This window comes from Oceanisphaera ostreae, from assembly GCF_042676125.1.
Lineage (GTDB): Bacteria > Pseudomonadota > Gammaproteobacteria > Enterobacterales > Aeromonadaceae > Oceanimonas > Oceanimonas ostreae.
In genome coordinates this window covers 1-25,404 of record NZ_JBHTJS010000025.1, presented here as the reverse complement: position 1 = coordinate 25,404, position 25,404 = coordinate 1, and the positions used below count along the sequence as shown (strand labels likewise).

Sequence of the window (25,404 nt, the reverse complement as noted above, 5' to 3'; positions counted from 1 at the left end):
TGCGACTTAACTCCGGTTAGGCTGGTAGCGAAACTTCATAAACTTTTGTGCGTTGCTTAATATTTGAAACGCATCTTTAAGATTACGCCGCTCAAAGTCCGACAGATTATCTGGCTCAATGTTGTTATCCGGCTCGTTGCCCGCCTCAAGATCTAACGCCTGATGGCGAATGCGTACCATGGCAATAAACTCCATGGCATCGCGCAAATCCGGTCCTCTTCCCTTAGGTAAAATATTCGACTCAATCACATCATTTAAACGCTCAAACGAGTTATGCGCCGTAGAGCCCACCGCCAACGCATGTACCCGAATAAGATCGGCCAAAGGGGCCGTCCCACGGCGTTTAAGGTTAATAGAGTTATTGTGCTTGCCGTCTTGCTCCATCACAAATTCTTTGAAAAATCCCAACGGCGGCGTGCGCCCCAACGCATTACGCGCCATACTCGCCAAAAAGCGCGGGCTACGTTGGGCTTTGCGAGCAATGAGGGCATTGAGTTGATCGGCCCATTGAATTTTTCCATACACGCCGTCGAGATCGAAAAATATCGAGCTGTTTAATAACGTCTGGGCGCTAGGGTTGAGAATCCAGTCACTAAAACACTGTTCCCATTGTTGACGGGTTTTTTGCCACTGCACATTGGTCGCCATAATATCGCCAGTGCAATAACTATAACCACAGACGGCTAAGCCATCGCACACATGCTTGGCCAGAGCGGCAAAATAAGCACCGTGTTGTGCTGGATCATAGCGATTATCGAGAATAATGGCGTTATCTTGGTCCGTCACAATCAGTTGTTCGTCACGCGCCATCGACCCCAGCGCCAAAAAGCAGTAGGGCACCGGCGGTGGCCCTAACTCTTGTTCGGCCAGCTCGAGTAAGCGCTGTTTAAAGCTACGACCAATGCCGGCCATGGCGGTGCCTATCATGTGCGAGTTGGCATCTTCATTTACCATGCGCGCAAAACAGGCTTTTACATCATCGGCAATGGCCGCTAGCTCGTCGGCATTTTGCGCCTTAAAAATATGACGCACCACAAACAGACTATTGCGTGACTCATGGCGCATCACATCCGACAGCGCAACCACCCCAAGCGGTTTTCCCTTATGCAATATGGGCAAGTGATGCAGGTTATAGCGCAGCATCAATAACATGGCCTCAAACACAAACTGGCCACTTTCTAATGCCACTATGTCCTGTGACATCACCTCGGCGACACCAGTATTGGCCGACAGGCCCGTAGCCAATACCCGAGTACGTAAATCTCTGTCCGTTAAAATTCCCGCTACGCAATCATTCTGGCTCTCGCCCGGCTCTTGATCAGAGCCCAACACCAATATGGAAGACACCCCTTCCTCGGTCATTTTTTGTGCCGCTTCCAAAATAGTCGCCGACAAGGGAATCGTCACCGGATCGCGAGAAATTAGCTCGCGCACCGTCGAGGTTAGCAGCTCGTCCCCCCCTTCTTGGCGTGAAACCGCCTGCCGTAATCGGACGTTATCTTCTACTTCGATATAATCGGCAAAGGACTCATAGCCTTCATATAGCTCATTAAATACTGCTTCTGGCAGGCAATACACCAAAGTGTCTTCAAGTGCGGTAGCCGTCATTCGCACCTTGTTATTCATGAGCAAGCCCATTTGCCCAAACAAGTTGCCCTCGCTTAACCGATTATGCAGCTCGCCACTACGGCGGTGCATTTCCACCGCACCAGAACGGATCAAATACAGGTCGTGCACCAGATCACCATAATTAAAAATTACGGTGCCCGCGCGGTAATAGGCAATTTCTACCTGCACGGCAATGGATTCGAGCACCTCATCATCCAAGGTATCAAACGGGGGAAAACGCCGAATAAATCCTAATACTTCCAGTTGTTCCGCTTCCATATCGCGACTCGCTCATCTTGAAAATACAGCGCCCGGCGCCCAGCTCCGAGCACCCAGCTAAATAAAAACACCAAACCCTATTGGCCACAGAATACACGGAAAAATAGCGATTAAATCTTAATAAAAATCGGTTAAGGGTGAAGCGTAAAGAGTGAAGAGGACAACCTAACACCACCTTATAACTTCTTTACTTTCTTCTTATCAATAAGAGCATTGTGCATTTTTCGCTCTTATCTCTGCTTAATTTTTCCGTGTATTCCGTGGCAAAGAGCCTTTAAGGTCTGAGCCTTGTTCATGTTTTAGTGCTCTTGTGGCATGCCCATTAAAACAAAAAAGGGTGAAGCGCTTGGTGTTAGGTTTAACCCTTCACGCTGTACGCTTCACCCTTCATATTGCTTATTCAGCCCGCTTTATCTCGGCTCAGACGCCAACCCTTTAATTAAGGATACGCACGACACCAACAGCACTATGGTAAACGGGAAGCCCGTTGATACCGCCATGGCTTGCAACGCCGCCAAACCACCACCCAATATCAGAGCAATGGCGACCAGGCCTTCAAAAGTACACCAGAACACCCGTTGCGGTTTAGGCGAATTCACCTTACCGCCCGAGGCGATGGTGTCTATTACCAAAGAGCCGGAGTCGGACGAGGTGACAAAGAACACCACCACCAGAATAATACCGATAAAGGAGGTGATCTGTGCCAGCGGCAAAGCATCCAACATAATAAATAACTGCAATGGCACGGCAGCCTCAGATACGGCCTGATAGCCTTCGCTTACCAACTGATTAATAGCGGTGCCACCAAAAGCGGTCATCCATAATACGCAGGCGGCAGACGGCACCAACAGCACCGACACTAAAAACTCACGCACGGTACGGCCACGAGACACTCGGGCGATAAACATACCCACAAACGGGGACCAAGAAATCCACCACGCCCAGTAAAAGGCTGTCCAACCCTGAGAGTAGTTAGCGTCCTCTCGACCAAACGGCATCGCCAAGGCAGGTAAGTTCTCAAAATAAGCAGCCAAGTTCGTGAAAAAGCCCGATACGATTAACATCGTAGGGCCAACAATAATCACAAACAGCAGCAGCAAGGCCGCCAATGCCATGTTGATTTCAGACAACCGCTTAACGCCGGCATCCAGCCCCGCCAATACCGAGACGGTAGCAATACCGGTAATCAGGATCACCAGCACAATTTGAGTGGTGGTGCCCAGCGGAATATCAAACAAATAATTCAAACCCGCACTGGCCTGAGACGCGCCAAAACCCAGTGAAGTAGCTAGGCCAAACATGGTGGCAATCACTGCCAAGGTATCAATTAAGTGCCCCGGCCAGCCCCAGATTCGCTCGCCCAGCAGCGGATAAAACACCGAGCGCATGGTTAGCGGTAGTCCCTTGTTAAAGGAGAAAATCGCCAGCCCCAATGCTAATACTGCATAAATAGCCCAAGGGTGTAGACCCCAGTGAAAAATAGTCGCCGCCATGCCTAAGCTGCTAGCAGCGGCCGCATCACCTACCGCACCACCCAAGGGGGCCCAGTCAGTACGCACGCCATTTTCCATGGTAATGCCCGCAAACGAAGTGCCAAAATGAGACAACGGCTCAGACACCCCATAAAACATTAGGCCGATGCCCATGCCCGCGGCAAACAACATCGAAAACCAGCCCACATAAGTATAATCGGGCGTGGCCTTGGTACCGCCAATGCGCACTCGGCCCAGAGGAGAGATAATCAGCCCCAGGCATACCAGCACAAAAATATTACCCGCGCTTAAAAAGAACCAATCCAAGTTTGATGTCAGCCAGTTACGCAAATCAGCAAACAAGGGCGCGACTTGGTTTTGAAAAGCCAAAGTAAGAAATACGAACACAACGATTGCCAAGCCGGACATTAAAAATACCCGGTTGTGAATATCCAGCCCAAACGGCCCTATCTGTAGCGCAATGTTATCTTGCCCCACCTGATAGTCGGTATTAATGGGATTCACCTTACCTTCAGGCGCGATCACATCTTTATTATCTTTATCTGTCATTTCAGATCCCTTGTACACCAGAGTAGTTAATATAGTTGTAAAATACCGATTGAATATAGCACAAAAAGTCAACTAACTCCTTGAATTTATAGCTAACAGATCAATAAACCCGCACTATTTAGCCAAATATAATGAACGGGGCTTACATGAGCTGGCCCCCGTGCTCAGCGCCAACCCAAATAGCAGGAATACCCTTAGCTTAAGGTAGAGGTAAAAGCCGCATTTGGCGCGCTGGGTATCACAGAATCAAGCAAAATATCGTATAACGCCTGGGCGGCCACCGACAATTTATGATCAGAGCGCGTCACCATGCCAATGGCGCGCTCCAACACCGGTGCCTGTAATGGCAGGCAATGGGCTCCCAGTTCAAACATTTGCCTCATGCATAGCGCCGGCACCACGCTCACCCCTAATCCCGTTCCCACCATGCGCCCAATAGTTACCAACTGATGACTCTCGAAGGCTACCTGCAGCGTTTGCCCCTGCACCATATCGCCCCCCCGCGCCGACTGCGCAAGCTGCTTGATGTGTTCTTCCAACATCAGCCGCACCGCAGACGGTCGCTGCAAGGCAATAAAAGGTTCGGCCAACAACTGCGTCCAGCTAACATCCGCCTGCTCCGCTAAAGGGGAGTGGGCCGGCACCACGGCCACAAAACGGTCTTGATATAACGGCGTAAACGCCAGACCAAGATCGGCTGTAGGCTCAAAGGTAATGCCCAACTCCACATGGCCGTCGCGCACCAAATCCAGCACCTGTTCATTGATCACATCATTAATAGTGACATTCACCCCGGGGTGGCGCGCCCGAAATGTCTGCAATAACGGCGGCAGCACATTACCGGCAAACGACGGCATCGCCGCCAGCACTACCCTCCCTCGCTGCAGGGTAAAGCGCTGGCGTAATTCATCTTCGGTGTTATCCCACTCCACCAGCAAACGGCGCGCCAACGGCAATAAGGCTTCGCCTTCTGGCGTTAGCCGTACTTGGCGCGTAGTGCGGGTGAACAAACGTCCGCCCAAGTCTTGCTCCAACCCTTTAATGGTCAGACTAAGTGCCGACTGCGATAAAAATAATCGCTCCCCTGCCAGTACAAAACTCAAGGTTTGCGCCACCGCCATAAACGCCCGTAATTGTTTTACCGTCATCAAGTGCTCCTTAACTCTGCCAGACTGTACTCATCTGCAACCATTTTTTAGCCTTAGCTAGGAACTATTAATTCAAATAACTCATCAATCAATCATAAAATCAAACTTAACAAATATATAACTCGTGCGATACTCGGTAGTAACAAGCTTTACCTACAAGCGTTACCTAACAAAATTCAAGCAACAGCAACAGCTCACAACAAGAGGGAACTGTGATGGCAGGTTTCGATAAACGCGTAACGAGCTATGAGGCGGCATTGGCCGGACTGGAAGATGGCATGACAGTGCTGGCAGGCGGCTTTGGTCTGTGTGGCATCCCCGAAAATCTGATAGCCGAAATAAAGCGCAAAGGCACCAAGGATCTCACCCTAGTGTCCAACAACTGTGGCATAGACGGCTTTGGCCTGGGATTACTGCTGGAAGATCGACAAATTCGCAAGATGGTCGCCTCCTATGTGGGCGAAAATGCCCTGTTTGAAAAACTGCTGCTTAGCGGCGAGCTAGAAGTAGAGCTAACGCCCCAAGGCACCCTAGCCGAAAAAATGCGTGCCGGCGGCGCCGGTATTCCGGCCTTTTTTACCGCCACCGGCTATGGCACCGACATTGCCAAAGGCAAAGAAGTGCGCGAATTTAATGGCCGACCACATATTTTAGAACCCGCCATCACCGGCGACTTTGCCATCGTTAAAGGCTGGAAAGCCGACCATTACGGCAACGTGATCTATCGCCACACCGCCCGTAATTTCAACCCGCTGGCCGCCACCGCCGGCAAAATCACCGTGGTAGAAGTCGAAGAAATTGTCGAGCCTGGCCAGCTTGAACCCTCGCAAATTCATACTCCCGGCATTTATGTCGACCGCCTTATCTGTGGCCAGTTTGAAAAACGCATCGAACAACGCACGTTGCGTAGCTAATTCAATAACAAGGTGCAGCTAATTCAGAACCAGATGTCGCTAATTCAATAACAGGGCGCAGCCGATGTATGTTTGCTGCGATGACCGAATTCATTTCAAGGAGAGCAAGCTATGGCGCTTACTCGTGAACAAATGGCCCAGCGTGTGGCACAAGAATTACAAGACGGCTTTTACGTCAACCTCGGCATTGGCATTCCTACTCTGGTGGCTAATTACGTGCCGCAGGGCATGGAAGTAATGCTGCAGTCTGAAAATGGCTTGCTGGGCATGGGGTCTTTTCCTACCGAGGCCGAGCTGGATGCCGACATGATCAACGCCGGCAAGCAAACCGTAACCGCCCGCACCGGCGCCTCTATTTTTGACTCAGCAGAATCCTTTGCCATGATCCGCGGCGGCCATGTGGACTTAACCGTGCTCGGCGCCTTTGAAGTGGACGTACACGGCAATATCGCCTCGTGGATGATCCCAGGTAAATTAGTGAAAGGCATGGGCGGCGCCATGGACTTGGTGGCCGGGGCCGACAACATCATCGTCACCATGACTCACGCCTCAAAAAGTGGTGAGTCTAAACTGTTGCCTCAGTGCCAGCTGCCGCTAACCGGTGCCGGCTGCATTAAACGGGTACTGACCGATTTGGCCTATCTGGAAATTGAAGATGGCGCCTTTATTCTTAAAGAAAGAGCGCCTGGCGTCAGCGTAGCAGAGATAGTCGCGCTCACCGCCGGCAAGCTAATTGTGCCAGATCAGGTACCCGAAATGACCTTCGAACCCTAATCGACTCGTTAAAAGGTGCCTGATTCAGCGTCAATGCAGGGGCTATTGACCTTTCGAAATGATTTTTGCCCTCGGGTGATGCCTGGACCAACATGATACAGCCCTTCTGGGCCCTGCCGCTGCTGGGCATTGTTGGCTTGGGCGCGCGTGATATTATGGGCTATTGCCTGATCATGTTGCTGTATTCCGGTCTCGTGATTTCCGCAGTGCTGTATTTTATGGCCTAACATTAGCGTCCCCGCGCAAGCGGGGGCCATGTTATTGCCGTCATTCTCGCGAAGGCGGGAATCCAGTGGTTTTGCAGGTAACCCGCAGGCTGACCGCTCTGCGCCACCGCTCTTGGATTCCCACTTTCTCGATCAATATCGCTCTTCGCTATTGGTTTACGTGGCAAAATAACCACACCCGTTATGCCTTTTCTTTAAAGGAGTTGTTGTGGACTTACTCAAGGTGATTATTCACGCGCCCACCGAGCCCGCCTTGCAGCGCGCCCAAGCCAACTTGCGCAACCTGCTGCGCGCCCGACCTGATGCGCAAGTAGAGCTGGTGGTAAATGGCCCCGCCGTGGCCACGGCGGTAAGCATTACCGACCCCGATATTCGGGCTCGGCTGCGGTTATGCCAAAACAGCATCACGGCCCAAAACATTACCGCGCCCAGCGACATTCAGCAGGTAAACGCCGCCATACTGCACTTAAGCGAACGCCAACAACAAGGCTGGAGTTATATAAGGGCCTAGCTCGCCCGTTGTGCGGCAATGTTGAATACTTAATTTTTAATGTTGAATGAACAGCTCTGAGCTGAGGTTTATTGGGTTTAGGCTAGTCTCGTCCACTTCACTCTTTACCCATCACCCTTTACTCTTTAAGTGCAAGCACGGCATCAATGTCTGCCGCTGAGTAACGCTCGGCCAAGGCTTCACCTGGCTCACCATTAGTGCGATTCACAATGCGCCCTCTTTGTACTGCGGGCCGTGCGGCAATCTCTTTCGCCCAGCGTTGCACGTGGGTATAACTCGCGGCATCAATAAACTCGGCAGCATCGTACGCCCGGCCCAACACCAGGTTGCCATACCAGGGCCAGATGGCGATATCGGCAATGCTGTACTCGTTGCCTGCAATGAAGGGCTTATCTGCTAGTTGCTTGTCCAGTACATCGAGCTGACGCTTGGTTTCCATGGTGAAGCGGTTAATGGCGTACTCAATTTTATGTGGCGCATAATGATAAAAATGACCGAAGCCACCGCCCAAGTACGGCGCCGAGCCTTGTAGCCAAAACAGCCAATTTAGGGTTTCGGTGCGCTCGGCAATATTGGTCGGCAAAAAGTGGCCAAATTTTTCTGCCAAATACAGCAGTATGTTGCCGGACTCAAATACTCGCAGCGGTTTATCACCAGAGCAATCCAGTAGCGCAGGGATCTTTGAATTAGGATTAATCGACACAAAGCCGCTGGAAAACTGGTCACCGTCGCCAATGCTGATTAGGTGCGCATCGTATTCGGCCTCCGTCACGCCCAGCGCCAGCAGTTCTTCCAGCATAATGGTGACTTTTTGGCCATTGGGCGTACCCATAGAATGCAGCTGCAGCGGGTGCGCACCTTGCGGTAAGTCTTGCTTGTGGGTCGCGCCGGATATCGGACGATTTGTTTTGGCAAACGTGCTGCCATCGTCTGCTGGCTCAGTCCACACGGTAGGTGGTTGGTATTCGCGGGTCATACTGTCTCCTTAAAAAACCATCATCATTGAATCGTGATTATACCAAACAGATTAAATAACTGTTCTGTTTTACTGCCCAGGACTCTTTTGTAACGAAACCTTCGGCCGCAAGCTGCCCCTGTAGGCCTGTCACTTAGTAACATCTTTTTGTTGACGTTTTGGGTATAAGTCAGGCAGAGCGCACTACTCAGCTCGACTCGCCGTAAACCCATCCCTGGGGGCTCCGCCGCGCCATCCTTGGCGCGGAGGGGCGGCGGAGCAGACGCACTCGGCCTTCCCATGAGCACCGAGTTGCCTGTTTTTTGTAGGCGAACGCTTGCTCTCGCATTGGGCCGCAGGCGCAAATCAGTTTCCTTAGGGGAATTGCTTGATTTAAACCATTAGCTCAAGGGCGTCAGTAATCGATGCCAATAGGCTACACAGTGACGTGTAGCCGGATAAAGGGCTCTTCTTCACCGACCATCACATAATATAGAAGCCATGTGTTGAAGCTAGGGGGGCGAGCAAGGCTGGCCGTGACGAACTGTTTTAGCTTAACGAACATCCAGTGAATGTTCGCAGTAGGCTAAAATTGTGAGTGTCATTAGCCTGCAGCGTGTCGATGAAGAAGACCCTTTGTTCAGCTGTAATGCAGAACAGACAGACTAAATTACGCACCCTACAAAAAACAAAAAAAACCTTAGCCGCATTGAGTGGCCAAGGTTTTTTTCGGTTATGAATTATTGAGAATTAGTTACTCAATCATAGTAGTGGGTACCTCATATACTTTTAGTTCGGTGTTATTTACACCAGTATAGCTGGTGTAGTTACCATCATCATCGTTACCATCTGCTACTTTGGTCCACTCTTTACCTAAGGTGATCTCATCTTCTGAGTCACCAAATATTTTCAGCACATTGTCACTATCTGTCATGCCAATCACATCTGCGACGGTAAGGCCGGTGATGGTGTTGGCACCTGAACCCTGCATATCAATGACTTCAATGTTTTTTAGCTGATCAGATAATTGAGTACCAGACAAACTCTCGCCAAAGCGCAATTGAATAGTGTCTTCACCACCTCGGCCGTTAATGGCTTGACCAGTCCAAATCAGAGTATCGTCACCGGTACCTGCTAATTGATTTGAAATATTCAAATCAATTGTGGCTTTTTCGCTGGTAACTTTAGTGCTGTCAGCATTTGAGCTTTCGACAGTCCAAGCTTCTACCCCAATTTGCAGACCTGACTTATCTAAATCCTGGTCTACCAAAGCAGACTTAGCCTGCTTAAAGCCTAGAGCATTCAGATCATCCTGACTCAAGCCAGTAATGGTGTAACTCTGATTGCTAACATCATAGGTCACGGTACGCCCTGTGCTCTCACTGGTATCTAAATGCACGCCCTTAATAAAGAACTCTGCATGCTCACCCAAGCCTGTCAGAATCAAACTAGTCGTTTCTGTACTGTCATCAGGTTGAGTTGACGTTGCAGGATCAGGGTCATTCATCGCAGCGTTTAAGTTCAGTGCAATAACATCGCCTTCTTTACCAAAAGCTCGAGTCGGGTTAATCACCAAACCATCTGCTTTTGCATCAATAACGACATTAGCAATGGCGGTTGACTCAGTCAGCTTATCACTCAGATCCACCTCTCCAGACTCTACAATGAGCTTAAGATCTTTAAGCGTACCGCTCCAATAAGCTGGCGGTAAGATAGCCACATAGCCCGGTAAAACACCTTCAGATAAAATCCAAGTATTGGTTGTACCGTCACCACCGGCGTTATTAGTTAACGTCGCTTGGGTGGCATCTCCTGCCGAAGTACCTACATAAACAAGGAAACCGTTGGGTAAACCAGCCAACATAATGACATTGATCGCCTCAGAGCCATCAGTGTCAATCAGGTCAACTTTTAAGCCGCCGGCTCCTGTTAGCTCAATCGCATTAGACTCACCCGAACTATCAGCCTCGTCACCTGTAACAAGCGTACTTTCAACAGTCACACCATTGTTGACAATTTCTATTGTGCTGGTGACTGACTCGGTGGTTGTTACTGGCGCAGGTATGTCAGTTGATCCTGTAGGCGCTTGCTCTTGGGTGGTCACTTTCACCGTAAAGGTCACATCACCGGGCTGCAAGATGACACCCGTATTAGGCGTGTATTTCAACCCAGCAGTGCCGCCATCTTTGCCGACCTGCACTACGTAATAATTCTCTCCATCAATTTCTTCAATAGCTAACGCGGTGCCATCAGCTAAAGTTAAAACGCCATCAGCGTTGCTAACTTGTACATAAGCCTTGCCATCCACTATTTCTCCAAACGCACCATCAACACCCTTAGCAACCGTAATCGTTACTGGAATACTGTCACTGCCCTCAGCAACGTTACTGGCCGCCACAGTGATAATCGCCTCATCTGTCACCGGAGCGACGGGGATCACCATATCGGCCTTAGGTATTTCAGAGACCTGACTGTCACCACCCGCGACTGAGGTGCTTAAGCTGGCATTAAAGGTAAACTCACCCTGACTATTGTTATCGTTTTTATCGAGTGGCGATGTGATTTCAATACTTTTCAGAAGAGCATCTAACTCTGCCTGCCCATTACTACCTGCCGGAACAGTTGTGCTCGCAGTCCAAACATCTTTAAAGCCTAAGGAGTTACCTAACTCATCAAACATCTGCTGACTGGTCATAGTCATGCCAGCAATCACAGTTCCTTCCGGCACATCGCTTAAAGTCACTGTTAACGTGTTTGGATACACTGATGTTTCTTCAGCCATGGTTCCGCTCAAAATATCTGAGAGCTCAAACGGCGTATCCTCGCTAACACCTACGTCTTTATACACCCACTCATTAACAACTAAAGGCTCACGCCCGTCGCCTGCTGGGTAGTCAACTTTGAGATGCCAGTTTACTGAATCCTGTTCAGTTGCAGTGTTTGAATCTGGGTCCTTGCCACGATCCTTAGACTGGACGGTCATCTTGATCTTCGCTGCAGCTTCAGAGTTTTGACCAGAAACTTTAGGTCCAACGATAAAGATGACTGGAATATCGATACCTGCTGCAGTAATAGACTGAGCCGCCGCACCTTCATAGATAAGCACCCAAGTATTGCCATCAATCTGCTCTGCACCCTCTACCGTTACCCCAACTGGCACGCCTTCGATCAATACTCGGATCACATGCTCACTGCCGTCATTATCCAGTGACGTCACCTTCATATTCACAGTGACAGTATCGGCTGCAGTAAGAACTACAGTATCTGGTTCAGCATCATCATCTGTGTATTTATTTGAGCTTACCGTTGTGCCAAGCGTGCCGCTAATGGCATAAATAACAGTGTAAACCGTATCAGTTACTGGTGTAGCGGTTAACGTGAAGTTACCATCTTTAACGACGGTCACAGGGTCGCCAGAGACTACTGCTCCATAATGCCCGTCCGTTACTTCATATTTAAAGTCGAAAGAGCCAATAGCACCGTCTTTATGCTCAGCGCCTTTAGCGGCTAAGGTCTTGGCCTGCTCGGCGGATAAGATATAATAGTCTTTATCATCAATAGTTTTTGAGCCTAACCCAGCAGCACTTAACTCTGTCTCACCTATATATAGCGTAAAGCCAGCAGTGTCTAATTGACTCTTTTCAACAAAGACGCTGCCTAAAGTCTCATCCGTATCACCATTCTGATGAACAATATCAAAGTTCAATGAAGTAATATCATTCTCATCCTCAACCAAAACAGCGCTGGTCGTGGTAATGGCTTCCGGTGACGGTGTAACGACAAAGGTCACATCCGTAGATGACATCGTTTTAGAGTCACCACCCGCTACGCCCGTTTCAGTGGTAACACCTGCTACTTGGAAAGTCACCTCGCCACTGAAGTTATTGGGTGTTTCGATTTTCACACTACCCAAATTACTTTTGGCAACCGTCCAAATACGATCTGCTCCTGTGCCAGCTTGCAATAGCGTGGCACCGGTCAACTTAAAGTCTTCTGGCAAACCACTGATACGCACAGTGACCACTTCTGAGCCATCTGTATCAGGTGTTGTCACACTGGTAACTAGATCAGTTAGTTTTATATGCCCGCCATCGGTATCCAGTGTTTTCTCTTCGAAAGTTGGTATTTTAGGATTATCAACAGGATCAGAACCAAGGTTTAGATTTACTTCTGCATCATCTGCAACACCTTCAACAAAAATATTAACCGGTAGCGTATACACAGCGGAATCATCACCGTTAAGAGCTTTTTCCTCTGACTGAGCTGTCACGTTTAAGGTGAAGTTGCCACTCACGTTATCAGGCGCTTGGTAGGTCAGCGGGAAGCGAGGCTGGTTGGCAGCACCGGCACCGTTGAAATCTTTCAACTCTAAGGTGGTGTTTCCTATCTGCGCAGTAAAGGTTCCAGGAGTACCATCACTATTGATATAGGTAATAGTTGCGCCCACTGGAATATCATTTATCACTATAGTGATTTCTTCTGATTTATCAGAACTCAACGCATTGATATCTAAATCAATCGGCTGATCTTCCTTACCTCGCGCAAAGCCATTAAGCGACAAGGCAATATCATCGGCAACGCCTCTAATTTCTACGTTAGTTAATGATGCGCTACCACTCACAATCACGCTGGCATTTTGCTGCGCAGCCAAATCAAAGATTGCATTTGGATTGTTCGGATCCCACGTCACTGTAGGTTCAGGTTCGTTATCATCATCAAAGTCAACCGTGACGGCTTCAACTTTAATGGTGAAGGTTCCCGAGAAGTTTTCTACAGCTTTAAACTCTAATGAGTTTAAAAACTCCTTTGGAATACGAATAGGCTCGCCCACATAGACAAACTCATGCCAGTTACCACCAGTATCTTTGTATCTAAAGATAGAACCCTGCGCATCGGTTTGACCAACATCACCCGTGCCGGCAACAAGCTCTGGTGTGAACTGAGCAAAGGTGAACTCGTCGGAGTCCTCATTCGTCCAAGCTGCATCCAGTTCAAACGTACCCTCAATACCAAGAGTAAACCACTCATCTTCATAGCCTGGAGTCTTGTATTCATGATCGGCGTTGATGGTGAGGTCGGTACCATTGGCACCATCAGAGTCTACACCAACTTTTTCAGCAACTGGGGTGACGGTGATTTTCACTGGTTTGGTCACAGTTTTAATGTCAGTCCCAGTGGTGTTAGTATCAGTAGTTGTTATATCCAGATTAATCGTCGCATCCAAACTGTTGTGCGCTGGCGGCTTGATCGTAAAGCCTTTCAATACAGCTTCGCGCTCAGCTTCAGTACCAGCGGTGAAGGTAATAGTGTATTTATCCGCTGCTGTACCAGTACCAGAAACACTCCAATCAGAACCACTCGCAGGTGCTGTTACTACCCAGCCTGCAGGGATTTCAAAGGCTACTGAGTAGATCACTTCAGTACCATTGGTGGTATCTGTATCAGTTACGCGAACTTCTTTAAGGAAATCTACAGACGTATCTTCTGCAGTTGTTACGTTACCTGCGACAACGTCACCTGCTACTGGTTTGACGTGCAGGTTAATGGTCACACTGTCTGTTTGCCAGACAGGAGTAATAAAACCTGAATTGCCTGAACTATCAGCATCGGCATCCAATGCGCCTAAAATAACGTTAATATTACTCAGGTCACCACTAAAATCCTTCGGTGGTGTGATCGTAATATTTGGCAGTGCTCCTTGTGTACCAGGAATACTCATCCCAACATAACTATTGCCATCAATTGTTATATTTGGCGCCTGTGGAAATCCGAGCGAACTTGTACCTACAGTAAACGTATTACCATCAACAGCAATGATCGTACCTTCAGGCAAGCCTGTTAGACCTAAATAACGGGTTTCACTGCCGTCCAGATCCTTAAAGGCATCCGGCGCAAGAATACTAGTCAGGTTGAAGGATGTGTCTTCATTAAAAGTAATATCAGCAACTTTATCAGTACCTGGAATAGCTACAACAACATCAGTTTGCGCAACACCTTGCTGTACTTTGAGGACAATATCATCCGTAATAGCCTGCACATCAACGGTGATGGTTTGTGAGCTGTTAGCACCGGGAACGCTGGCTAACTTGTTACCACTGCCATCGACTTCATAGCTATCGACCGAAACCTTAACGGTAAAGTTTTCATGACGGTCGGCTGCCGGTAGCGCTTTAATGGCCTCGTATTCGGTTTTTGTAACGTAGTTAACTGCCCCATCACCTGTTAAACCACTCAGGTGTAAATCAGCTACGCCGGTGATGACGAACTTATACACACCATCAGTATGTGTATAAGTTACATCCCCTGCAGTGTTGGTCAATGTTCCTATTGCATTTGCAGTACCGCTCAAGCTTAAGGTGATAACACCTAAAAGCTCAGGATCATCTCCCAGAGTACTCGTAGTGTTTTGGTCATCTTTATCGGTAACAACTGGCGTTTTAAGACCCAGTGCTATTGATGTATCTTCAGGAGTCACCAGTGTTTTATTACTTTCAAGCTGCGGTGCATCTGAGATTGGATTCACAGTCACATTCACCGTAAAGGTTTTGGAAACACCATTGACCATGGTGGTGTAGGTGAAGATATCTGCACCGCTGTAATTGCCGTTTGGTACATAAGTGATGGTGCCATTGGTATTAACAGTAGCCGTACCGTGCGCAGGCATTGCTCCAGCATCAATTGATGTATTGCTTTGAGTCGCATCAGCGTTGGTATTAAAGGTATTACCCTTATCTGTGCTCAATGCAGTTGAGTCTTCATCAACAGTGATGGCCTTAGCAGCTGGCACATCATCTTTAACCAATACATTAAAACTCGTTGTGACTGAGTCACCATCGCGGTCAGTGACAACAAGATTTGTAAAGCCCAGCACGATACCTACAGGATCCGCACCCACTGCGTGATCCAATGGACCTTGCAGAGTGAGTTCATAACCTGGCGTGCCTTGAGGGTTAGTAATTTTGACAGTAAAGACTGTTTTACCATTAGCTGTTGCGGTAATGGTATGACTATCTGTCAGAGCGTAGGTTACAGCCTCTCCACTTGATTTGATGCTCTGCCCATTCAGAGCAGTTATAGTGGCTTCAGTAAATACCACATCTCCCGCTTTATCAGCGCCAAACTTAACGCCTAATGAACCTACTGATCGCTTCTGTTCATCAGTACCGGGGGCACTACCGCTGGCAAGGTACTTCTCATCAATCACATTACCTGCTGTCACACTACCAGCATCAATACTCGGACCGTCGTCTTTAAAAGTAAAGCGACCACCAACATCAACGGCGGTGCTAGTCACAGCATCTCCGTCACCATCGGTAGCTGTGGCGGTGACAAAGATTGCATCAGTCTTGATCGTAACTGCATCATCAGGATCAATGGTAATTGGATGCTGGATCGGACGCGTTTGCGTTAGGGTAACTGAGCCAGAATTAGCATCAATACTGATGGTGAAAGCGACATCCTCAGTACCTGTGACTTTACCAACAATGTTATTGCCATCTTTATGTAGAGTGATCGCCTTACCCGAAGCCGTATCAAGCAGGCCGCTATTAACAGCATCAGTCACAGTTAAAGCGTAAGTCGTACCAGCGGAACCGTCAGCACCATAATTGACATCGAAGACGCCATTGATAAAGGTTGCATCTGTTGCAGTGACTTTATCCTCAGCCCAATTCGTTTCATCAACTTCTAACCTGCCGAGCTGTGTATTATCAACGGTAATAGTTGGTGCATCATCTTTAAAGCTAAGCTTATCACCCAAACTAATACTTGCAGACGCCTCGTCACCATCACCATCAGTCACAGTCGCTTTTAGGCTCAATGCGCCGCTTGGCAAACTTACTGCATCATCTGGATTAGTTGTATTTGGATGCTCCAATGCACGAACTTGAGTTAAAGTCACCTTACCATTTGCATCCACACTCACGGTGAAAGCAACATCCGTTGTGCCAGTCACTCGACCCTCGACACTTGTGCCATTCATAAACAAATCAATAGCTTTGCCCGTCGCAACATCTGTCATATCAGTGGCTATTACAGAGTCAATTTCAAAGCTATACACAAGCGCGCCTGTAGCTGCTTGGCCATCTGCACCATAGTTAACAGTAAAGGCAGAGGCAAACTCTCCAGTGTTAGACGTCGCCAATGCGGTTTCATCAACCTCAATGGTAGGAATGGTTCCGGTACCTGAAACGAGAGGTGCATCGTTGACCACTTTAATAACAAGGTTACCGGCTGCGCTATCCGGCGTGGTATCACCATCACTGACTGTGACCGTGAATGTTTTCGAGGTATCACCCACAGTATCAATCACTGTTTCTGGCAAGGTATAGGTGTAGTGAATTTTACCTAAACCTGTGGTTGGATCATGCTCATAACGTGCAGTTAATCCATCTGCACCAGTAATAGCTGTGTCAACTGATGTGAGTGTTTGACCTGCCAATGTAATACTCGGCATGCCATCGTTAGTGAAGAAATCAATGGTGCCGGAGGTGGTTTTTAGGGTTTTGTCAGTGCTTGTACCATTGGTCAAGCCAGACTCATACACAGTTGTGCCCGCATCCCCTACTGCTGGAATAGCCAGTGTCGGCGTACCATCTTGCACTGTGACAGTCAGCGTAGCGGTATCGATGTCACCATCAGCATCGCTCAGCGTGTAAGTAAACTCATCGACTGAACCACTTTTCACATTATTTGCCCGCTGGTAGGTGTAAGTACCATCAGCTTGAATTGTTAACGTACCGTGTACGCCAACAACCGTAGCACTACCTGTTTCTGGGACTACAACATCTGCACCGCCAGCCGTTGTCACTTTTGTAACCTTGGCTGTATCGGCACCTTGGCGATCGTTAGTCACGACATTACCGTTTGCGGCAAAGCCATCAGCGGCAACGTTAACGCTATCGTCATTAGCCGTTGGCGTATCGTCGATAATATTGACTTGCAGACTACCGGAGTGTGTTACACCGCCCGCATCAGTCACGATAAGAGCGATATCATCAAAGTTGTTTAAGCCTGGATTAACAGGGCTAGTTGTTTCAGGGGTGCTCTGTACTTCTTTCAGCTCATAGCTATACGCAACTGTAGCTGCAGTCGGCACACCACCCACTGTAGTGCCTGGCGTAAAGCCAGTAACGGTGATGATACCTTGCGGAGTTGTAATTGTGATTTGTGTAGTCGGACTTAACCCTTGCAACTGGGCAAGCGTAATCAGCGTGCCACCCACATCGATGCTCGCTAAACCGTCAGGTGTATTAAGGGTGATGGTGCCAGTGGTGATTTGACTGTTATCAGTCTCCACTAAACCTTTCTCATAGACCGTGGCCTGGCCTTGCTGCTCCAGACTTGTTGAAGCTCCCTCATTACCATCATCAGGCGTAATCGTTGGATCACCATCTGTTTTACCATTAATGGTAATGGTCAGTGTAGTGGTGGCTGTATCGCCATCCGCATCAGTGATGGTGTAGGTGAAGACTTCAGTCAGTGATTTACCCGTTTTCAGGGCGTTGACTGCGGCATTATCATTGTCCAGCGTGTAGGTATAAGTACCATCAGCGTTGAGCACTAGTGAGCCGTAAGCACCTTCTAATCCAGTACCTACAACACCAACATCTGTACCAAATTGAATACCTGTAACAGGCGCAGCACTGTTTGCATTATCAGCACCCAGCTTGTCATTGGTAAAGACGTTACCGCCAACGGTAAGAGCATCATCCTCAGCGATGGTCGCTGTATCTGCTGTCGCTAACGGCGCATCGTCCATGATTTTAATGGTGACGGTGTTCTTGGCAATATTGCCATACTGATCAACCACATCGAACTCAAATATTTCTACTGTAGAGACGACATTTTCAGTCACAGCATTATTTAAGACATAGCTGTAGGTGCCGTCAGTTTTAACAGTGAATGTTCCTGCAGGTGTTGTAAAAGTTGTAAGCTCTTTAACTGTCCAATTGCTATCAAGATTCAAGGATTGGTCAGTGATTTTGCTAGTGATATCACTTGGCGCGGTACCGTCAGCCAGACCCGACTCATAGACTGTACCCTGCGTGTCCTTCAACGCACCCGATACATCCGTCACCTTAATGGTTAAGGTTGTCTCTTTGGTATCGCCATCAGCATCTTTGACTGTGTAAGTAAACTCATCAGATACCGCAGGACCAGTGGTCACGTTTGGCTTGGCCTGATAACTGTAACTACCATCAGATTTAAGCGTCAAGGTACCGTAAGTACCTTCAATGATCGTACCCGCTGCAGTAACTGTCTGCACAGTACCGCTGGCAAACTGAACGCCAATCACACCACCGGTAGCAACCCAACCATCAGCACCCGATGTATCGTTGGCTAAGAGACCCTCAATTGCAGTCTTAGTTAATGTGTAGCCTTCTTTAACTTCACCGTCATCTTTCACCACCAGCGGTGCATCGTTGATGATATTAATCACCAAGTCGCCGGCTGGCGCTGCATCACCATCGTTATCAGTTACGGTAATGGCAAAGCTTTGTGACGTTTTAGTCGTTGAATCAACTGCTTCAGGCAGGGTGTAGCTGTAGTGGATAACACCTTCACCATTAGCATTGTATTCATAGCGTGCGGTCAGGCCGCCTGCGAAAGTTTGGTTAACATCCGTCAACGTATGACCACCCAATGTGACAGTAGTCAGCCCATCTTTTGCAGTAAAATCAATGGTGCCGATAGCTGTGTGTTTATTACTGCCTTGCTCGGTACCACCGGTCAAACCTGACTCGTACACAGTGGTTGTTGCACCACCTGCTGCTGGTATATCAAGGATAGGAGCATGATCGGCAATGCTAATAGTGAGTGTCGTGTTAACAGTATCGCCATCACCATCACGCAAGGTGTAAGTGAACACATCATCAACGCCACCTTCAGAACCTGCATTACGCTGATAACTGTAAGTGCCATCGGAGTGAATGGTCAGGTTACCGTATGTGCCTTCAACCACTGTGTTACCAGTTGGTGAAATTATAGTGGCAGCATTTTTACCCTGAACCTGACTCACTTTAGCGCCATCGGCACCTTGGGTGTCATTGCTAATCACGTTGCCCGTCACCGCAGCATAGCTACCGGACGGTACGCTATTGGTATCAGCCTCAGCAGCTGGAACTGTGTCTGTAATCAGAATCGTCAAATCAGCTGAAACCGTGCTATCGCCACCGTTATCAGTGACGATGATCGGGAATGTATCGGTGACGCTGTTTTTACCGCCGCTGTGGTTTTTATTGGTACCAGTCTGCTGGTAGCTGTAAGTCACTTCACCGGTTGCGACATTAAAGCCAGTTAGTATTAAGGTGCCTTCTGCGCCTGAAATAGTCACTGGGTTGGCAGTTAAATCAGCCAATTGTGCCGCGCTGACTACCTTTGTACCTACAGTGATCTGCTGAAGACCATCGGGAGCCGTAATGGTAAAGTTTCCGGTGACGGGTGCTGTCGCGTTCTCAGCAATGCTGTGATCACCAACCTCAAGGTCGTTGTTGTCAGCAATGACTAACGTTGGTACACCATCAGTTTTACCATCAATGGTAATAGTGATGGTTGCAGTACTTGAGTCACCATCCGCATCCTTAATGGTATAAGTAAATTCCTCAGTGAGAATGTCACCGTCTTTAAGACCATTAACAGTGACGTTTGTGTTGTCCAACTGATAGCTGTAAGTACCATCAGCGTTTAAGGTTAATTGACCGTAAGCGCCACTGAGTGCAGTACCAATAGTGCCTGACGTTGCGCCAAAGCCAACTTCGACAACAGGGTTTGTTTGTGTATCTGCACCTAACTTATCGTTAGTCAGCACATTGCCCGTTAGCGGGTTAGCACCGTCTTCAACAATAGTGCCGGTGTCGTTAGCTGCCTGGGGCACATCATCAATCACCAGCACACCTAAAGAGCCAGCAACTTCGCCAATCACACCCGTACCGTCCGCAGTTTTCGCGGTAACACCCAAAGCAATATCTTTCAGCAGTGAATTAGTACCACCCGCGTCAGCATGGGTTTGTGCATCAGTTAAGGTGTATTCATAGCTGATATCCCAGCTCACCTCACTACCATTGCTGGTGGCGTTGGCGGTCATACCGGTCAGCGTTAATGTGCCATGGCCTGCAATAGTAATTGTCTGTGCTGCACCTGCTAGACCTTGTAATTGCGCCAAAGTAATGGTCGTACCAGCAATGCTGATACTGTCTAACCCACTCGGTGCAGTCACACGCAAAACACCAGATGCTGTTTCTGAGGTATCTGCAGCGGCATTTAGGCCTTTCTCATATACGGTAATCTGGCCGTTTATAGCACTGCCATTATCATCCACTGCCGTAATGGTTGGTGCATCGAGGATGTTGGAGTTGGCAACATTTGCGCTGCCAACTCTCAAGTCCTCGAATTTAACAGTACCCTGATCTACCAGTCCGCTAATAGTTGCAGTCAGTGGTTCGCTATATTCAGTCACTGCATCTACTTTGGTCACAACATCAAAGGTGGCTGATGATTGGCTTGCACCAATAGTGATGCTGGTAGGCAAACTATCAACATCTCCCAAGTTAGCTGCTGCACCGCTCCAATTCAGTTGAACATCAACAGTTTTTCCTACCGCAACCTCAACTGGCTGGCCATTAGCATCGACTAAACTGACCGTATATTTCAGTGTGCCGCCCTCTAGCACAGAGGCTTGAGCCACAGTGATTTGTGCGTAAACGGGGTCAATGGTGTCACTGACAACAGTGCTCACGGCAGTGCCATCAAAGCCAAGCTGCTCGAAACTATTCACAGTACCAGCGTTTGCTTCAACCACTGAGGTAATAGCGTTAGTGACGGTTTCGTCATCTTTGTACACATCGTCGCCCTGCACAACTTTCGCTTGTGTGGCGCTGCTATCACCCGCCGCAATAATCACATCCCCGAAACTCGTGGTCACGGTCACAGCGTTATTAGCAATAACCGGATTACCATTGGTATCCGTCAAGGTCACTGTGTACACCAGATCCGCCGCACCTTCGCTTACGGCTGTTTTATCAACACTCAGTTTAACTGTGACTGGAGTCAGGGTATCGCTGACAGTGGTACTCAGAATATGGGTGCTATCAAAATCAATCTGTTCAAAGCTGCCTGCCGTGCCGGCATTTGCTTCGGTCACACTGGTGATGTTGTTTGACAGTGTTTCACCGTCAACATACACATCATCACCCTGCACTGGCTTGACCAGTGTACCGCTGCTTGCGCCCTGAGCAATGATGATGGTGCCGTAAGTGGTTTCAACCGTGACGGCATTGTTCGCTGGGGTTAAATTGCCAGCGGCATCTTTGAGGGTCACGGTGTAAATCAGATCCGCAGCACCTTCGCTGACGGCTGTTTTATCAACCGTCAGTTCAGCAGTGACAGGCATAGTGGTGTCAGTCACTGTCACCGTCGCGGTGTCCGTGGTGATCAAATTCTCAAAGTTACCGCCGGTCGTGCCAGTGACAGAGACAGCAAAGCTGCTCTCATCCAGATAGACGTCTTCGCCGTTATTAATATCAAACGGTGTAGAACTGACCAGATCACCCGGCGTATAGGTTGGGCCAAAGGTGATGGTTGCGCCATTATTCAGCATTACCACTAATTCAGTCTCTGGTGCATGATCAAGATTGGCAGTGATTTGCGCGGTACCTGCTCCTTCATTCACGCTGACATCGTTCAATGTCAACGTCACATCCGTATCAGTATCCGTGATGGTCATCGTACCCACCGTTGGCGTGCCCAGCTGCTCAAAATCAGTACCACCAGCAACCGTTACATCCGTCGCAATCACGACCTCCGCCGGCGCTTCGGTGTACACATCTTCAAATAAGCTCGGCGGGATAGTGACATCAACGGTGCCGGTGTCGCTGCCTGCGGCCACGGTAATGGTTTGCTCAACCCCGTTCAGATCGGTGAAGGTCACGGTCACCGGCTCATCGCCAGTACGTACTTCACTACCCAGAGTTACGGTGTAGGTTAACTCACCGCCCGCTTCAGTCAGATCCGGACTGGCGGTTAAGCTAACGCTGGTGGTGTCCGTGGTATCACTGACCACTGTTTCTACTGCATCAGGCTTAAAGCCTAAGTCTTCAAAGCTGCCTGCCGTGCCGCCATTCGTTTCGGTCACACTCGTGATGTTGTTTGACAGTGTTTCACCGTCAACATACACATCGTCACCTTGTACTGGCACCGTCAGCGTACCGCTGCTGGCACCCGCTTCAATGGTAATCGTGCCGAGGGTGGTTTCCACGGTCACGGTGTTGTTCGCTGGGGTTAAATTGCCAGCTGCATCTTTGAGGGTCACGGTGTAAACCAGATCCGCGGCACCTTCGCTGATGGCTGTTTTATCAACCGTCAGTTCAGCAGTGACAGGCGTAGTGGTGTCAGTCACGGTCACCGTCGCGGTGTCGCTGGTCACCAGATTTTCGAAGTTACCGCCCGTGGTGCTCTTCACAAACACATCAAAGCTGCTGCCATCTACATACACGTCTTCGCCGTTATTGATATCAAACGGTGTGGAGCTAACTGGCGTACCGACAACATAATCAGTACCGAAGGTAAGGGTCGCACCATTACTCAGCGTTACCACTAATTCAGTCTCAGGCGCATGATCCAAGCTCGCGGTGATCTGTGCCGTGCCGCTGCCTTCGTTAACGCTAACATCGTTCAATGTTAGCGTGACGTCGGTGGGGGTGTCGGTGATGGTGATATTCCCCACTGTTGGCGTGCCCAGCAGCTCAAAATCAGTACCACCTGCAACCGTTACATCCGTCGCAATCACGACCTCCGCCGGCGCTTCTGTGTACACATCTTCAAACAATTCAGATGGGATAGTGACGGTAGTTGTGCCCGTGCTACTGCCTGACTCCACGGTAATGGTTTGTGAATCACCATTCAGATCCGTGAAGGTAACTGTGACTGGATCATCACCGATACGCACTGGACTGTCTAAGGTCACGGTATAGGTTAAATCACCGCCCGCTTCGGTCAGGTTTGGACTCGCCGTCAGGCTGACGCCCGTTGTGTCGGTGGTATCGCTGACAGTGGTACTCACAATATGGGTGCTATCAAAATCAATCTGTTCAAAGCTGCCTGCCGTGCCGGCATTTGCTTCGGTCACACTCGTGATGTTGTTTGACAGTGTTTCACCGTCAACATACACATCGTCACCTTGTACTGGCACCGTCAGCGTACCGCTGCTCGCGCCTTGAGCAATGGTGACCGTACCGTAGGTCGTTTCCACGGTCACGGTGTTGTTCGCTGGGGTTAAATTGCCAGCTGCATCTTTGAGGGTCACGGTGTAAACCAGATCCGCGGCACCTTCGCTGATGGCTGTTTTATCAACCGTCAGTTCAGCAGTGACAGGCGTAGTGGTGTCAGTCACGGTCACTGTCGCGGTGTCGCTGGTCACCAGATGCTCAAAGTTACCGCCCGTGGTGCCCGTCACCGAGACAACAACGCTGCTGTTATCTACATACACATCTTCGCCGTTATTGATATCAAACGGTGTGGAGCTAACTGGCGTACCGACAACATAATCAGTACCGAAGGTAAGGGTCGCACCATTACTCAGCGTTACCACTAATTCAGTCTCAGGCGCATGATCCAAACTTGCGGTGATCTGTGCCGTGCCGCTGCCTTCGTTAACGCTAACATCGTTCAATGTTAGCGTGACGTCGGTGGGGGTGTCGGTGATGGTGATATTCCCCACTGTTGGCGTGCCCAGCAGCTCAAAATCAGTACCACCTGCAACCGTTACATCCGTCGCAATCACGACCTCCGCCGGCGCTTCTGTGTACACATCTTCAAACAAGCTGGATGGGATGGTGACGGTAGCTGTACCTGTGCTCTGGCCTTCGTTCACTGTGATGGTTTGTGAATCACCATTCAGGTCAGTGAAGGTCACTGTGACCGGATCATCACCCGCGCGCACTGGACTGTCCAAAGTCACGGTATAGATTAAGTCACCGCCCGCTTCGGTCAGGTTTGGACTCGCCGTTAAGCTGATGCTGGTGGTGTCAGTGGTATCGCTGACAGTGGTACTCACAATATGGGTGCTATCAAAATCAATCTGTTCAAAGCTGCCTGCCGTGCCGGCATTCGCTTCGGTCACACTCGTGATGTTGTTTGACAGTGTTTCACCGTCAACATACACATCGTCGCCTTGTACTGGCACCGTCAGCGTACCGCTGCTGGCACCCGCTTCAATGGTAATCGTGCCGAGGGTGGTTTCAACCGTTACGGTATTGTTGGCAGGCGTGAGCTTGCCCGCGGCATCTTTGAGGGTCACGGTATAAACCAGATCAGCCGCGCCTTCATTGACTGCCGTGTTGCTCACGGTTAATTCAGCCGTGACTGGCGTAGTGGTGTCAGTCACTGTCACCGTGGCGGTGTCGGTGGTGACCAGGTTTTCAAAGTTACCGCCCGTGGTGCTCTTCACAAACACATCAAAACTGCTGTTATCTACATACACATCTTCACCGTTATTGATATCAAACGGCGTCGAGCTGACTTTTTCACCCGGCACATAATCCGTACCGAAGGTAATGGTTGCACCATTACTCAGCGTAATCGTCAGCTTAGTTTCTGGCGCATGATCAAGACTGGCTTCAATCTGTGCCGTACCGCTGCCTTCGTTAACGCTAACATCATTCAATGTCAGCGTGACATCGGTGGGGGTATCGGTGATGGTAATCGTACCCACCGTTGGTGTACCCAGCTGCTCAAAATCAGTACCACCTGCAACCGTTACATCCGTCGCAATCACGACCTCCGCCGGCGCTTCTTTGTACACATCTTCAAACAAGCTGGATGGGATGGTCACAAGCTGCGTACCCGTGCTACCACTGCTGATGGTGATGGTTTGCGCATCACCATTCAGATCGGTGAAGGTCACGGTCACCGGCTCATCGCCAGTACGTACTTCACTACCCAGAGTTACG

Annotated in this window: 9 protein-coding genes; 4 read left to right on the top strand and 5 right to left on the bottom strand. The window is 49.2% G+C overall.

All coding sequences use genetic code 11. The features are described from left to right. Positions 1-6: 6 nt before the first annotated feature. From ACFQ1C_RS06180 to ACFQ1C_RS06170, 3 genes are all read right to left on the bottom strand, one after another. Positions 7-1,887: a DUF294 nucleotidyltransferase-like domain-containing protein gene (locus ACFQ1C_RS06180; RefSeq protein WP_379557729.1), complete on the bottom strand. Its 1,881-nt coding sequence runs from the start codon at positions 1,885-1,887 to the stop codon at positions 7-9. A 410-nt stretch (positions 1,888-2,297) separates the two neighbouring features. Next, the gene (locus ACFQ1C_RS06175; RefSeq protein WP_379557728.1) at positions 2,298-3,929 is read right to left on the bottom strand and encodes a BCCT family transporter; all 1,632 of its coding nucleotides are present in this window, start codon (positions 3,927-3,929) and stop codon (positions 2,298-2,300) included. Between the two features lie 194 nt (positions 3,930-4,123). Beyond that, positions 4,124-5,077: a LysR family transcriptional regulator gene (locus tag ACFQ1C_RS06170; protein ID WP_379557727.1), complete on the bottom strand. Its 954-nt coding sequence runs from the start codon at positions 5,075-5,077 to the stop codon at positions 4,124-4,126. A gap of 215 nt (positions 5,078-5,292) precedes the next feature. Between ACFQ1C_RS06170 and ACFQ1C_RS06165 the strand changes: the two genes are divergently transcribed. The 4 genes from ACFQ1C_RS06165 (at position 5,293) to ACFQ1C_RS06150 (ending at position 7,503) form a co-directional block, all read left to right on the top strand. Beyond that, positions 5,293-5,991: a CoA transferase subunit A gene (locus tag ACFQ1C_RS06165; protein ID WP_379557726.1), complete on the top strand. Its 699-nt coding sequence runs from the start codon at positions 5,293-5,295 to the stop codon at positions 5,989-5,991. Between the two features lie 111 nt (positions 5,992-6,102). Further along, positions 6,103-6,765 carry a CoA transferase subunit B gene (locus ACFQ1C_RS06160; protein ID WP_379557725.1) on the top strand — a complete coding sequence of 221 codons (663 nt, stop codon included), beginning with the start codon at positions 6,103-6,105 and terminating at the stop codon, positions 6,763-6,765. Positions 6,766-6,830: 65 nt separating this feature from the next. Continuing rightward, positions 6,831-6,992 carry a TIGR00366 family protein gene (locus ACFQ1C_RS06155; RefSeq protein WP_379557724.1) on the top strand — a complete coding sequence of 54 codons (162 nt, stop codon included), beginning with the start codon at positions 6,831-6,833 and terminating at the stop codon, positions 6,990-6,992. 208 nt (positions 6,993-7,200) lie between these two features. After that, complete coding sequence (locus tag ACFQ1C_RS06150) at positions 7,201-7,503, top strand: DsrE family protein (protein ID WP_379557723.1); 303 nt, start codon at positions 7,201-7,203, stop codon at positions 7,501-7,503. A gap of 118 nt (positions 7,504-7,621) precedes the next feature. Here ACFQ1C_RS06150 and yghU read toward each other — a convergent pair whose 3' ends face one another. Continuing rightward, a complete protein-coding gene (yghU, locus tag ACFQ1C_RS06145) occupies positions 7,622-8,479 on the bottom strand; it encodes a glutathione-dependent disulfide-bond oxidoreductase (RefSeq protein WP_379557722.1) in 858 nt (285 codons plus the stop codon). 733 nt (positions 8,480-9,212) lie between these two features. Next, positions 9,213-25,358, bottom strand: coding sequence for an immunoglobulin-like domain-containing protein (locus tag ACFQ1C_RS06140; RefSeq protein WP_379557721.1), 16,146 nt, complete (start codon positions 25,356-25,358; stop codon positions 9,213-9,215). Positions 25,359-25,404 lie beyond the last annotated feature (46 nt).